Below are 15,013 nucleotides of genomic sequence, written 5' to 3'. Positions count from 1 at the left end.
TTTTTGATTTTAAGAAATTACCAAATTATTCATAGCCTGCTTAATTCTTTCATAAAGGTTTAAAACATAATTTTCCATTCCTACTTCCTGAAGAATTAAATAGAATTCATCATCCTTAACAAGTTCATATAGATTAATATCAAAATAAATAGTACTTTCTTTGGTCAACAGTGTAAAACCATTTCTCTTAGGAATTTTATTTATAATATATTTATAAAGCTTAGAGTGCGCTTTTATATTAATATTAAAAAATTTAATATTTTCTTGTGAGTAACAATCTTTTAAAAAATATACATCTAAACTAATTGTAGAAAAGTCAATTCCTAAATATTGAATAATTACTTCAATAAGCCATTCATCATCCGATAATAAACTTTTTCCAAATCTCCTTTCTTGTTTGTTCCATTCTATTTCAAATTCCAACTTGAAAAAATTTAAGAATGATGAGAAAATTGTTCTTGATGATGTAATGTCAATATTAGATAAGAATCTTTCAAGTTCTGGAACAATGACAATTTTATTTAAACGATTTATATTTTTATAATTTAAATAACGTAATAACTTTGAGTCATATATTTCAAAAGTGTGCTCAATTACCTTTTCCTTAAATTCTTCATTAGATTCAATATGATTTAAATGCTCGCTAATAAAATAAACTTTAAAATCAGAACCAGAAAATTCATACCATCTTTTATTAGCAATGATAATTGGTGATAATATTTCTACATGATGATGTGGAATATTATATTGAATAAAAAGTTTTTCAATCCGAATTTTTGGAATTGAGAAGTCATGGTCAAAACTATTTTTTGTCAGTTCATAGAAAACGTTTTTAAAAAGGATAGAATCAATATTTTTACTTTTGCAATAAAAAATAAAAAAGGAATCTAGAAGAGTATAGTTATCAAAAGAAGATAAAGAAATAGCTTCATGCTCTAACCAATGAATAAAAAAAGAAAATATATCTTTGTTATGTTTAAAAGGAGCTGATATAGATTCATCGTCATTTAAGTTTAGTATGTTAATTAATTTTTTGTTATTCTTGATAGTTTTAAGATATTTAATTGGCTCAAAATCTTCATCCGAATTATCAAGTATATATTCATTTACAACATTATCAAATTTTTTAGGCTTAAACTTATATCTAGGTTGAAATTTGAGTTTTTTCAAAGTCTTTATTTCCTTATTATTTAAAGGTTTTGAAAGTAAAAATATCTCACGTTTTGCAGCATCCTCAATTTTTTTAATAAATTTAGAAGTAAGCCTGATTTTATATTTTGTACAAATTTCTTCTATGTAATAATCTAAAAGTGTATCAAGCTTAGATTCCATATTGTTATCTCTATAATATTCTATTTCATCTATTATTTGATATTTTATATCTTCTTTTATTTCAGTAACATTTTTTTTAAGAAAAGCATCAAACTCTATTGGAAATATTTTTTTTAATTTAAATAGATGATAGTATTCATAAATAAATGTACAATTATCCCAATAACAATAAATTATATAGCTGGCATCTATCTCTATATAAGGAATTAATAGTTTTATTATATCTGAAAATTCACCTATTGAACGCTCCGTCATTATTTTCCAACTAATTGATGAATATGAATTTATATCTTCTTTAACTTCTTCAATTATAAAATTTCGTACATCCAGATTCTCTTCTTTTGAAATATTGAACAGATTATTAAGAAAAAACAATTTCCGATATTTAGCTTCATCGACATTATGCTTTGAGGGAAGGCTGCGCTCAGATAAGTTATCATCATAAAAACTAAAATTTAATTCTTTAAACTCCTTAAGTATTTTAGCTTTTAGTACTTTTTTTAACTCTTCAGAAAGATTAATTTTTTTTCCATATAGAGGATTTCCAGATGTAATATTTTGTTTGTCATCTTCTTGGGTTTGGGTCTCAAAGATAGAATCGAGTTGATGAAAAAACATTGCCTTTTTTATTAATGGCTCTATCCATAGTTTACCGTCTTTTCTAAGGTATTCTATTAAAAAGTCTTTTATTCCTGGATTCTGAAAGCGAATAAATATTTGGTCAGAATCATATTGCTTTTCTGAAATAATATAAAAATCTTCTAATATTTGTAACTCTTTATTGAACATTAAAGGCTTTATATCCTCATTTAGGCTTTCACGCACAAAGCTTTGTACAACATTAAAAGACTTTTCTAAATTTCGTAAATCAATCGAATCATTTGATATAAGCAATAACAGAAGAATAAGTTTAGATGTTCCACTTAAATCATTAAAGTTTTTATTCCAGTATTCAATAGGACTGTTAAGATATTCCTGAAATGAATAATAAAAATTAAATCGACCTTGATCTTCAAAATTTAAGAATCGTTCAATAAATTCCTCAATATGTCTAGGTGAATAATTAGGATGTTTGATAATCTCTTCAAGAATATCACTATATTTTAAATGATTAAAAAATGACTTTTCAAAGTCATAATATAAAAGGTGGTTGAGAAAAATACGGACTTTGTCTTCATCATGATAATCGTCTAAGTTAACAATATATCTCTCCGTTTTTAAGATTTGCTGTGTTTGATACTCAGAATGGGCCAAAACATCTTTAATGATGTACTCTCTTGAAGTAAGAATAAGATAACGATTTTCACTTTCTTTAAAGTAATTTATGATTCTATTAAAATCTAGAAGTAGAGGACCATCAAGCTGCTTCGGGCTATAATTTTGCCCCCAAAAATCATCAACAACAATAATTTGATTTTCTTGATAAAGACCTTCGATTTCATCAAAATCAGTACCAGTTAGAAAAAGTACATTCTCTACTTTTTGATTGATAAAATAATTAACAATCATTTTGGCTGTGGTAGTTTTTCCAACACCAGGATTTCCGGTAAGAATAATAATTCTATTTTTCTCAAGAATATCGATACAATTTCTCAAGATTTGAGTATTATGAAATAATTTATGTTCTTTTTGTATCTGTTTGAGAAATGATTTTGTTTTATTAATATACTTTTTATCAACAATTTTTTCTAATTCACGCTCAATAAACTGTAAGTTTGGAACAAGCAATTTTGAATAAACTTTTAATAGATGTTGATATTTTTTATTTTCATATTGTTCACCACGAAGAAACCTATTAAGTTTTGCTCCATCTATAATATCTTCTTCATTTTTGATATATCCTTGAAAAAGCTCAAGAATTTCAGTTGCCCAATCTGGCTTTAATGTAATATTGGTACAAAGAATATAACGATCTGGATTTTGTCGGATACATTTTTTTACTTCATTTTTCAAACTTGTGAAAAATGAAGAGTAGTTGGCAGGATTATATAATTTACATTGCCCAATAATCTTTATTTGGGTGTTAGTAGATTTAAAATCAATGCCACCGTCTTTTCCTCGTCTGTATGTTGTAAATTTGATTGGACTATCTCGGATATTAATAATATCTACACATAGCTTTTCAAATTCTATATCGAAAAGTAGATTATGAAAATCGAAATCTGTCATTAAGTATTCTTGCTTAATAATAAACTAGCCGTAGATAAAATATCTCGGCAAGCTTTGTTGAATATATCTGATTATTAGTGATGGTTTAATAGCTGATATTGAAAAATTTATTACTTATTTTCTATAAGTTTTTCTAATTTCTCAATCATCTCTTTCTGTTGTTCAAGCATACGCTCATAGAGCTCCACCATTTTATCAAGAGGGTTGAAATTGAAAGTAGGATAGTAGTTATAACCGTTTGATTGGTCGTTAAAAGTATTCGAAATAATATTCACCGCCTGCTCCTCATCAAAATTCTCAATCGCTTCCGCAGGAACTTTCAAAATCTTCGCCACTTGCGCCAGAATATCAGATTCTACGGTTTCTTTCTGTTCCAAAAGAGAGATTTTCTTCTGGTTCCAGTCATCTCCCAGTTCAGAAGCCAGTGCTTCCTGTTTAATGCCCAGCATTTCGCGGAAACGTTTTATATTTCTACCCTGGTGTATTTTCTTATTTTGCATATCTGTGTAACTCATAATAACAAATATAAAGCTTTAGAACAAAAAAATAAAGCCCTGTTTTAAAATAAATACTATTCTAAAATATCCTTCTTTCTGCATAAAATATTCTTCTTCCAACTGGGATATCCTCCTGTTTATGCTTTGATTTACTGAAAAATAACAAAGATGAAAAGAACAAGAAGAATGAACAGCAGCAAATATAATGAACTGCACAATCGTAACCTTACGGTTTTCCTCAAATCATTTTCAAGAGCGTATGGCAGAATCGTATATTTTCCTGAAATAAGAATCACAGGGAAGTGGGTACAGCAATGCGGTTTTCAGGCAGGTGACAGAATTGTGGTTACAGTAAGCAGAAACCAGATTATTCTGGAAAGGGAAGTGGAGTATGAAGAATAAATATGATTTCTATTGTCTCCTGCAGAAATTGATATCACAGATTGCTTAGTATGATAATCTGTGATATTTGCTTGATTCGCGAGATATTATATTTTTTGATCTTTCTCTGCTTAAGGCTGAAATCTCCTTTTATTATTTAAGTAGGAATTTTTGTTTTTTTCTTTACAAAAATGTCTGTCCAAAAATATATGGAGTATGGCTATAAAAACATTTATACTTTTGCTTTTTTTCACATGGGTAGGTATTAGCTTTTTCTATTAACACACTAAAAAGTGTGTTGTTTTATAGCTGCAAATGTATAAAATAATTATAAAAACAGAAAGATAATTTAAACGAAATTATACTAATGATATTTAATTGTTTATTGAGGCAAAAAATGGTGTGTTTTATAGAATAGATCAGTTATTGAAAATAACCTGTCTTAAAATAATTAGTGGGACAGGTTATTTATAATCTATTACATTAAAACAAAATGATGTAATGATAATATGTATATTATTTTGTACATTAATTAAATTATGGCAGTGCAGGTGCTATGTCTTTCACTGGAACCGGCCAAACACCTGGTGCAGGAAAAGAAACTCCTTTATTAGATCCCATCATCATGTTATCCTGACCAAAATAATAAAGAGGCCATCCTTTATAAGTAAGCTGTTTTTTTCCGTGTACGGTAATCGATCCAAAAAGTGATTTATCCAAACCAGAAGGAACAACTATTTGATCAGTCTCGTAGATTGGCCATACTCCGTTATTTGAAAAATCGGCAGCAGTAAAGTTGTTCTTGTTTTGCTTATCATTCTTAAATGTATAAAGCGTAACTCCTTTAGCATCGGTAAAATAAAGTGTCTTGCCTGTTCCTTCGGTATAGGATGAAGTATAATTTTTCCCATCATGGCCAATAAGTTGTGCATTTGTAAGCATAATAGTATAGTCAGGCTTTGCTACAAACCATACTCCGCCAACATTTTCTCCTCCCGTTTTTCCCGGTTCTTCTTTTGTATTTGTTCCATTTACTGCAGGTGCATAATAATATAAAGGTCTCCCTTTATAAGTTAGCTGTTTCTTACCCGAAGTTGTAACTACAGTTGCAAAATCAGGAAAATTCAGTCCTGGACCTAAATTTTCAGCAGAAAGATTTTCAACATTAAATGCCGGCCATACCTGCTCGCAGCCACCTGTACAATTGCTCATCGCTGTTGGATCATTGGCAAAATAGTAAAGTGTGCGGCCCTCTTTATCCGTAAGTATATTACCGAGACTAGTATCAGAACGGAGTTGAATTTCTTTGGTTTCGGATTCCATTTCCATTATTTCATTGTCATCAGAACATCTAACAAGTGTAAACATTAACATAACAATTGAAATAAAGCATAATAATACTTTAGGTATGAATTTTATTTTTCCCATTTGTATAAATTTTTAATTAATCTTAATAATAAATTGTAAGCTATTTTATATTAGGTGCAAAAAAAACAAAAAAATCACCTGATATTTTTATGTAAAAAGTTTAAGTGTTTGATTTTCATAGATAAAAATTTATTTTATTTGATGTTTTTATGTACAATGTGCTTATTGGTATAATTATATTTTTGTTGAACCTCTTCCATATTTTTATAAAAGCCGCTAAAATCTTTACGGACAAGTCGTCCACTTAAGAAATACAGAAAAGCCCTTCTTAAATTATATGAAAGAAGGGCTTGCCAGTTCTGATTTTTCGTTGTGTAATAAAAACTGCTGGATAATTATAAAGACTTCAAGACATTATTTGTCTTTTTCTTTTCAGAAATGTTTGTCCAAAAAATAGATGGTGTGTAGTCATAAAAACAGCATACTTTTGTATTTAAAGTTTCCCATTTATTTTAATTTCTTCATCGCAAATCCCTGTTTTGACTGCTTTCCGTTTAGCATGCCGGAGATCTCTGCAAACAAAGAGTCTTTTCCCTTTTTTTTATAAGAAATACTTTGTGGAAAGTCATGAGATGGGTTTTCAAATATAAGAGAAGAAGGATCTTTTATGTTTTTTGAAACAAAGTCTACCGGAAGCTCATTATTGTGGTTCTTTACAGAAACAATATAATGCAGTTTCTTATCTTTCTCAACAAGCCGGACGGATTCAAACAGAATAGTGTCTTTATTCTTCAGATAATAGCTTTTGCCTTGAAATTCATTAGCATTTTTTCTTGTCCAGGTTTCATAAAGTCTTCCTTTCGAGGTTTTTGTTTCCCATGTTCCTAAGAGCCATTCTATTTTTTTTGTTTCATTTTGTTGTTGTGTCCAGCTGCCCGCAAAAGATATAACGATAATTGCGAGAATTAGTTTTGTTTTCATTGCCTTAATTATTTATAGCGACAAAGTTCAACATAGGGACCCACGTAAAATTGTAAAAATGCGACATCAGGAATCTGTTCCATAAAAAAGAGAAGACATTTGCAGTTTATCTCCATAAAACTCTTTCGGCGTGAAGCCTGTAAATTCTTTAAAATCCTTAATGAAATGAGCCTGATCATAATATTCTGACTCATGTGCCAGGGCCGTGAGATTAGAATATTCTTTATTTAACAGATGTTTAAGAGTGGTTTGAAGTCTGATGATTTTGGAAAGCTGTTTAGGGCTAAGACCAATAGCCGATGAAAATTTGCGTTCAAGCTGTCTTCTGTTGATATTGATTTGTTTTGAAAGTTCGTTAATAGATATTTTTCCATTCATATCTAAAAGAAAATCAACGGTAGACTTAACAATTTTGTCGACAGTTTCTGTATTAAGCATTTGAAGTAGAAAACTTTCAACAGTAAGTATTTTGTCTTCAACGGTTTTTGCTTTTAAAACATCTTTTTCAAGCTTAATACCATTATTCCCGAAAAGTTTTTCCAGCGGAATAGCTTTATCATCCATATCTTTAATAGGAATAGTGCTAAAAGGAACGAAGCCGTCGTGGTGAAATCTTACAGAAAATATACCGGTAACCCCGGTAGGTTCTATTCTCAAAGGATGTGTCAGCTGTCCAAACACACAGCTTCTGGGCTGTATAACAGCTTCTCCTTCAATATATTGTTTGTACAGATCTCCATAATGAAAAATCATCTCCATACAGCCATCAGGAACTATAGTCTGTACCTGTGAAGTTTCTTCCTTGGGGCTATCCAGCGTCCAGTAACATTTTATGATGGAAGCCAGATCCGGATGTGGCAGGAATGTTTGATAATTCATATGGTTTTCATTATTCTGACTATATAAAACTATTAAATAAAACTGAAATAATCTGTCTCATTTATCTATTAGAATATTTTTTAACAAAACTTGCAAAAAAGCCCATAAACGCTGTGTTTTTTAAGTTAGTAACTATGCTATCTGCTTTATATTTGAAGCTAAAAACGGGCAAAAACGCTATTTTGGGTTAAAAGAAGCAAATTACATATGGAAAACATTAAATTTATGGCCGTCCGGATCTGCAAAAACAAAACCGTAATAACTTTCACCGAAGCTTTCAGGGGGAGAAACAAGGGTTCCGCCGGCTTTTACAATTTCTTCAGCCCAGCGGTCAGCCTGATTTATGCTTTCCGCTGAAAGTGTAAAAATAATTTCATTGGTTGTCTGAGGATCACAGAATTCAACTTTCACATTGGTTTCTATAACATTTTTCAGGAAGAAATGAATGACAAAATCATTTTCACCGACAAAAAAACTTACCAATTCATTAGAACTGTGTGGATTATTGGGCTTAAATCCAAGTTCCGTATAAAATTTCTGTGTACGTTCAAGATTGGCAACAGCGAGATTAGCCCAGATCATTTTTGGTTTCATATTATTTTATTTTGGTTGGATAAAGTTATTATGTTTAGCAATATTAAAAACTGTCATGTGACAAGATTTTTTATTTAGAATTGGTTAGAAGGTTTATTGGTAGAAAATTTCGAGAATAAACAATTCTCAGGGAGTTAAGTACACTATTATAAGAGGTAATTAAAAATCCTATAATTTATATTATGTTAAATTGTATTTATTTTTAGAAACCTTTTCAATTTGTGTCCAACGAAAATCACTCTTTCGGGTTATTGTATTCTTTTAATTATAGAGATATTTTTAATTGAAAATATTCTCCTATTCTAAAATTAAAAATCAACCATATGAAAACATACCTAATAATTAAGAATTTTCTAAAGAAAGAAATCGTACAAGCTGTAATAATGTGTATAATTCTTGTATTTCTGGCATTCTCTGTACAAATAAAATCGGTTAATTTTATGGAGTCGTCTTCTATAAATGTTCTAAAACCATTAGATTCCGCTGATGCAATTCAGAAACAAATTATTAATGATTTGTTACCAGAAAGATCAGGTAAAATGTTAATCTTAAAAAGACAGTATCAAATCACTGAGGAAATAAAAAAATATTATAGGCACTTGGGAACTACTTATTATGTTAACTATTATTCTTTTTCAATTTGTGCTATTTTATTTACAACTCTACTTACGGTTGCCGTTTTCCTTGTGGTGAACAAAGGCTGGCAAAATTCTGGTCTTATTTTCAAAACATTCTTATTATCAAATATAATACTGGCTTCTATATATTATTTTCTTCCAAATGTTTTGAGTAATAAGGATAATTTAGCCAATAATATGGAAAAAATAAAGGTCTTTCAGAATATCCAGTCTGATATCATCTCTGTATCATATACAATCAAAAATCTGGATGAGAAAAAGACAGATAGTGCAATTTTAAGCCATTTTAATAGAATATCAGTGAACGTAGATTTTCCAACTACTATTGATAATACTAAAATTAATAATGAATTATCAAAATTATTGGAAAATTATACTGGAAAGCAAAAGTAAAAACCAGCGAAAACTCAATCTATGGGCAAAATCTTTTTCCCCTCTCTCCTATTTTTTTAGTTATAAAATTTTCTACAGCTTATATTTAGTGATCACATCTCTTTAAAATAAATAAGCTTACAAAGTATATGCTTTGTAAGCTTATTTTTAAATATTTAAAAATTATTTTTTGGTAATCCTGAGAGTTCTAATTGCATTACCTTTTGTATCTTTCAAAGAAAGTAAGTAAATTCCTGATGGATATTCAGCAAGGTCAATCGTATTTTTTCCTTTATTTAAAATCATAGTTTTAATAATTTTACCTGTGCTGTCATATAAATAAGCGCTTTCGTCAGCTTCTGATTCAATAATTATCACTCCTGTCGTTGGATTAGGATACGCCTGATTTTTTAATTTTTTCGAAGATTCTGTTGTTGATAAAACACACGTAGAATAATTGTCACCACTGATACTAAAGCCTCTGTTAACCAATTGAGCTCTAGCCATAATGGCTTGTGGCGTAGAATAAATAAGCCCTGCGGCATCTATATATCCAGATGTTAGTGTTGAACCTGTCCATGTGGGATTATTATTCAGAGCAATTAAAAAATTATTATAATTTGTACACGATAAACCGGAATTTTTTAATCCAAAAAATATTGAATTTCCAGTAAAATTTTGAAGCTGAATATTCCAGGTAGAAATATCCTGATCAAAATGTGAGGCGCCATTAAACATATTAAAGCCGAAACCATAATCAACTTTACTAACATCCCAATTTCCAATCGGCTGATTGAATGATACCGCATTTTCAAACATATATTCAAAATCCGTTACCTGGCCTGTATCCCAATTGTTAAGAGGCTGGTTGAAGGATGCAGCATTAGAAAATACATAGCGAAAATTAGTTGCATTTGAGGTATTCCATGAATTTAAAGGCTGGTTGAAAGCTACCGCATCTGCAAACATGGATGAGAAATTGATTCCAGACGCCGTATTCCAGCTGGAAATATTTTGATTAAAAGCCGATGCAGAAGAAAACATGCTGCTAAAATTTGTTACATTCGCAGTATTCCACATTCCAATATTCTGATTAAACAATTTAGCTCCGCCAAACATGCCACTCATATTCGTAATTGTGCTTGTATTCCAATTTGAGAATGAATTATTACCAATTAAAGATGGACAATTAAAGAACATTTGTGATAAATTGTTTAATTGTGTCAGATTAGGGGTGTCTGTAGCCGTTACGTTAAGATTGAGGCAGCTTGCAAATCCTCCATTGAATTGCTGAAGCCAAAGAATATCTCCCCATTGGCTGATTTCAGCGAGTTCAAAATTTGGAAAAGTACCGATAGTAGTTATGCCGGCTCTAAACCCATAAAATAATCCACTACCATTTGATACTTTCAGTTTGTAGGTGGCCTGCAGAGGATTTGTATTTAAAGAAGTACCAAAAGAAATAGTCATAGGATTATTACTATTAGATGTTACAGAGTTAAACACCCCATTATGTTGAGGATATCCTACTTCTTCCCAGCTAATTGTATAGTTAGTTCCGGTACCGCCAAAAGATATGGCATTATCAATTGGACCATTTACATTAGGTTTCCATAATGTAATAAATTCAGTTTGTGCATAAGAACTGAAAAATGAAAAAAGAAAAATGATTACTAGTTTTTTTTTATACATAATTTAAAAAATTTCACAAAATAAGAGTCATTAAAAAAAATAGAAAAGTGTTGTTCTGAATTTTTTGAAGCAATAAGTTTTAAGGTTAAAAATTTTGTTTGGTAAGAATAAAAATTCCCGGGATTACTTATCTTATCTCTAATACAAAGATATAGATGCACAACGACAAAACATGTCGTAATAAAGTTGTATTACAAAATAAATCTTTAAGTTTCTTATATTATCTTTTGGGTGAGTTTTTGTAATTACTATTTTAATTATATTTATTTTAGCACAAACTAAAACCAGTGAAAATTCAATCTCTTATGAGCAAAATCTTTTTCTTCTCCCTCCTATTCTTTTCTTTAACTATAAATGCGCAGGTATCTAACTGCAAATCTGCACATATTGGAAAATTTGAGCTGGATTCTGGTGAGTATGGAGTATTTGTGGTTGAAAGAAATCTGAAAACCCAAACTGAAAAAAATGAAAAATTAGGCTTTAAAGCAATTTATGATATTGTTTGGAAAGATGACTGTCATTATGAATTGAAAAACAGAAAAATTATAAAAGGCGAAATTTTAGAAGGCTCTTCTCCTAACGATGTTGTAAAAGTAGAAATTGTAAAAGTTGTAGATGGAAAGGTGTTCTTAAAAATTGGATCGAATTTTTCTGATGAGGAAATGGAATGCGAAATGACCAAAATAAAATAATCAGTATCTAAATAGAGATCAATATACTTTGTTATAAATGAATAGAAGTAAATAGTTTCCATTGCTTATATCTCATGATCACATCATTTTAAAAGAAATAAACTCACGAAACTAAAAAACATGTTTCGTGAGTTTATTTATGAATTTTAAAAATTATTTTTTAATAATCCTGACAGCTTTAAATGCATTACCTTTTGAATCTTTTAAAGAAAGCAAATAAATTCCGGAAGGATATTTAAGAATCTCTGTATTGATATTCTTTTCAATGGCTTCAATATTTCCTTTTGAACTGAAAATTAATTTACCATCTATACTTAAGATTTCTGCATTGTAATTTCCTGATGCATTTTTTACTTGAATGTGGATTAAACTATTCTTCTCCACAGGATTAGGATAGACCATTAATTCAGAATTGCTGTTTTCCACTTTATTTACAGAAAGTGTCAAATTTGAAATGGGATACACCAAAATTTTCTGTCCGTCGTAACCTACCGCATACACTGCCGCAGCATTAGACGGATAATAAACTTTTGTAGTCTGATTAGTAGTATCTCCTGTTCCCATTACAGATACATAGATAAGCTCATTATTAGCATTAAATGTTTCATAAGCTACTGCATTTTGCCACACACTATGTTGTACCGTAAGGTAACCATTGCTTAAAGTAACCCCTTGCCCTGTCTGCCCGCTTAATGGAAGATGATCACGGAAAGCGGCAATACTTCGGGATGAAATATAATGCATTACAGGCGAAACAGGTGCTTGATAATTCTGAGCCTGAATGTGTGCAATAGTAGCATCAATCTGAGCCTGTGTAATGGTAAGTTGACCAACACCGTAATCATCAATAGAACGGTCTATTGGTTTTAAAAATCCGGTTTTTATGAAGAAGCCGGTCAGATCTTCCTGTACTACAGCGCAGGTGTTTTTTACAAAATTCAGAAGCAACTCACCATTGGAAACACCTGAAGCATTATAACTTCTTGCAATATTTGCTACCATTCCAAACCAATGAGCATAATCTACTCCTGTATAATTGGTTGGATAATTAAAGGACAGAACAGGTGCATTTCGTGAAGCTCCCGCCAATTGATAATACAATTCCAATTGCCAGAAAGGAACCAGTACTTTAAAAACATCTGTATTTGTATTTCCCTGTAAAGCTTCCTGGTTTATTGTGGTATTCAGAATCGCTCCGTTTATTCTTCCTGATGATATGCTGGTCATTCCTGTTGCAGGTTCCACTGATTCTCTTTCCAGACGGGACATTCCGTCGTTTTGTGGATTCATATGATAATCTACCCATGTACTATGCATATTATTGGTAACTTCTGTAGTACCAATCCATTTAATGTCTGGCCTTATCTGATTGATATGTCCAAATTCATGGGCAAGTCCCCATAAAGATAATTGATTCACATTGGCCATACTTTCTTCACCCCAGTCTGAGTCCATATTTATACCCAGTCCTCCTGCATACCAGCCTCCTCCATTATTACTGTAGCTGAACATACGGTTTTTCGGAACTAAATTATATTTATATAGCCCCATCACAAGCCATTCATTTTTTACAATAAGGTCATATTTGGCAATAAGTTCTGCAGGATTAAAAGGAGCATGATTCTTCAGCATACTTTTCTTATAAACCAAATGAGAATGCTGACCCACAACATCAATCATATTATAAGCTGAATTCGTCAGATTATCCTGCCAGTCGTTTTGTGTAGACGTCTGATAATGATAAAGACCATTTACCTTACCAGAAACAATATTAACCCGGATATCAGGCAATGCACTGTTAATATTATAATAACTAATATATCCTAAGCCACTGTTGGTTGGCTGAAATACATTTAATCCGTTATGAAGCTGATAATAGGAAGTGGTACCTCCGAGTACTGTAGAAAAATCCTTTATCTGTAACGAGACATTCGCTCCTGCCGGGATATTCTGAACAAACATAACGGCCTTATTTTCCCTTTCAAATACAATACCTGTAGGATTTTCAAAACTGTCATACCCACTTCCCACCTTTAAATTATTGGTAGTAACAGCCACAGGTGGATATACCTCATAATCCTGAATTCTATATTTATTTACATAAGTCCCATTGAATAAACATTGTGCTAAACTTTTATAGAAAGGAGATGTTATTGCATCTATATCTGCTTGAGAAACAGAAGGCTTTAATGCTGAATAAAGATTGTTTGTGAAAATATGGGTATAAGTGTTAGCTGTTCCGGAAGAGCCTATTGTATAAAAGCCCATTTCAGCGCAGCTTGCAAAATTTCCTTCACCACTGTTTATGGTAATTCTGATATTTAAAGGAATGATCTGATTAGGAAAATAAACATTCACAGGAGAAGAAGGATTCTGAAAATCATAAGACATCAATGTAACAAACGTACTGTTTGCGGTAGTATTATAACTGATGCTTACGTTTCCAAACCGGCCATTGCTTCCACTAGCTCTTGGCGTATACTTAAGATAATCAATAGGAGTAACACCATCTAACCTGTAATTTAGAACTACTGGAAAAGTAGTATTGCTCCATGAAGAGTGATAAAGTGTATTTACATCGTTATCATAAGATTTATCAATGTTTGCTCCAGGCTGATAAGAAGATGCGGTAGTCCCCGAAGGAATAATGGTTGCTTTTATATCGCTGGCACCATTGATGCTTAGTTCTGATGTATTGATTGCACAGTCTGCACCATCAGCAATTACAGGTTGTGTTTCGGAAAAGAATTTCATTTCTGCGCAGCTCGAAAAATTTCCTACGCCTGCATTTACCGAAATTTTAATAATGTAAGGATTTTGGATCGCCGTTGGAAAAACAACTTCCTTATCCTGAGTATTGGCGGCCCAAACTAAGTTGTTACCTATCGGGATAAAAGTGTTGGGAGCCGCTTGTGTACTGTAGGAAATACTTACATTGGTCCATATTCCGTTAGTACCTCCGGATTGTCTTGGAGTGTAGACCAGTTTTTTTATACTGGTAATATTAGAGGTAAAATAAAACTTCAGCTCATCGGGAATACCGCTCTGATTCCATTTAGAATGATACATAGTTGCATTGTTACCATCAAGCATCTTGGCGGCTTCTTCCCCCGATTGTGCCGGTTGTAAAGATGTACCTGTATATACAGGCACCTGGACGAGCTGCGAAAATGCATGCAGGCTGCATAATAAGGGGAAAAGCAATAGTAGTTTTTTCATATAATATCTTTTTTATAGAGTTTTAAAATGTTGTTTAATTTTTAGGAGTGGCTCTTCAATCTTCTTTAATTTATTTATTCACAAAATTGAGAAAAATTTTTCTTATTTACAGTACTCAAAAAACTCTATAAATACACAAATATCTAATTGGAATACTTCAGAAAGATTATTTCCTCTTCCCTAGATTCATTTAATTCAG

Annotated in this window: 11 protein-coding genes; 3 read left to right on the top strand and 8 right to left on the bottom strand. The window is 31.1% G+C overall.

What is annotated here, in order from left to right:
* Positions 1-9 precede the first annotated feature (9 nt).
* Together F3J23_RS06995 and F3J23_RS06990 are read right to left on the bottom strand one after the other, a co-directional pair.
* A complete protein-coding gene (locus tag F3J23_RS06995) occupies positions 10-3,501 on the bottom strand; it encodes a hypothetical protein (RefSeq protein ID WP_167026171.1) in 3,492 nt (1,163 codons plus the stop codon).
* A 110-nt stretch (positions 3,502-3,611) separates the two neighbouring features.
* Positions 3,612-4,016: a helix-turn-helix transcriptional regulator gene (locus tag F3J23_RS06990; protein WP_167026168.1), complete on the bottom strand. Its 405-nt coding sequence runs from the start codon at positions 4,014-4,016 to the stop codon at positions 3,612-3,614.
* Positions 4,017-4,166: 150 nt separating this feature from the next.
* Between F3J23_RS06990 and F3J23_RS06985 the strand changes: the two genes are divergently transcribed.
* Positions 4,167-4,400 carry a SymE family type I addiction module toxin gene (locus tag F3J23_RS06985; protein WP_167026165.1) on the top strand — a complete coding sequence of 78 codons (234 nt, stop codon included), beginning with the start codon at positions 4,167-4,169 and terminating at the stop codon, positions 4,398-4,400.
* A gap of 516 nt (positions 4,401-4,916) precedes the next feature.
* Here the strand turns inward: F3J23_RS06985 and F3J23_RS06980 are convergent.
* The 4 genes from F3J23_RS06980 to F3J23_RS06965 all read right to left on the bottom strand — a co-directional run bounded on the left by F3J23_RS06980 (position 4,917) and on the right by F3J23_RS06965 (position 8,201).
* The gene (locus F3J23_RS06980; RefSeq protein ID WP_167026162.1) at positions 4,917-5,747 is read right to left on the bottom strand and encodes a hypothetical protein; all 831 of its coding nucleotides are present in this window, start codon (positions 5,745-5,747) and stop codon (positions 4,917-4,919) included.
* Positions 5,748-6,254: 507 nt separating this feature from the next.
* Positions 6,255-6,728 (bottom strand): DUF6265 family protein, encoded by a 474-nt coding sequence (locus tag F3J23_RS06975; protein ID WP_167026159.1) that lies wholly within the window; start codon positions 6,726-6,728, stop codon positions 6,255-6,257.
* Positions 6,729-6,794: 66 nt separating this feature from the next.
* Positions 6,795-7,607, bottom strand: a complete 813-nt coding sequence (locus tag F3J23_RS06970) for a helix-turn-helix transcriptional regulator (RefSeq protein WP_167026156.1) — start codon at positions 7,605-7,607, stop codon at positions 6,795-6,797.
* A gap of 201 nt (positions 7,608-7,808) precedes the next feature.
* Positions 7,809-8,201, bottom strand: a complete 393-nt coding sequence (locus F3J23_RS06965; protein WP_167026153.1) for a VOC family protein — start codon at positions 8,199-8,201, stop codon at positions 7,809-7,811.
* A gap of 323 nt (positions 8,202-8,524) precedes the next feature.
* On the opposite strand from F3J23_RS06965, the gene F3J23_RS06960 reads away from it, so the two are divergent.
* Positions 8,525-9,232: a hypothetical protein gene (locus F3J23_RS06960; protein ID WP_167026150.1), complete on the top strand. Its 708-nt coding sequence runs from the start codon at positions 8,525-8,527 to the stop codon at positions 9,230-9,232.
* A gap of 162 nt (positions 9,233-9,394) precedes the next feature.
* Here F3J23_RS06960 and F3J23_RS06955 read toward each other — a convergent pair whose 3' ends face one another.
* Complete coding sequence (locus F3J23_RS06955; RefSeq protein WP_167026147.1) at positions 9,395-10,903, bottom strand: BspA family leucine-rich repeat surface protein; 1,509 nt, start codon at positions 10,901-10,903, stop codon at positions 9,395-9,397.
* A 287-nt stretch (positions 10,904-11,190) separates the two neighbouring features.
* On the opposite strand from F3J23_RS06955, the gene F3J23_RS06950 reads away from it, so the two are divergent.
* Positions 11,191-11,595 carry a hypothetical protein gene (locus F3J23_RS06950; RefSeq protein WP_167026145.1) on the top strand — a complete coding sequence of 135 codons (405 nt, stop codon included), beginning with the start codon at positions 11,191-11,193 and terminating at the stop codon, positions 11,593-11,595.
* 153 nt (positions 11,596-11,748) lie between these two features.
* On the opposite strand, the gene F3J23_RS06945 is transcribed toward F3J23_RS06950, so the two are convergent.
* Positions 11,749-14,814 carry a M60 family metallopeptidase gene (locus F3J23_RS06945; RefSeq protein WP_167026142.1) on the bottom strand — a complete coding sequence of 1,022 codons (3,066 nt, stop codon included), beginning with the start codon at positions 14,812-14,814 and terminating at the stop codon, positions 11,749-11,751.
* Positions 14,815-15,013: the final 199 nt, after the last annotated feature.

The sequence above is a fragment of the Chryseobacterium sp. Tr-659 genome (assembly GCF_011752975.1).
GTDB lineage: Bacteria > Bacteroidota > Bacteroidia > Flavobacteriales > Weeksellaceae > Chryseobacterium.
The sequence above is the reverse complement of the archived record's forward strand: the minus strand, read 5'-3'. Positions and strand labels throughout refer to the sequence as shown.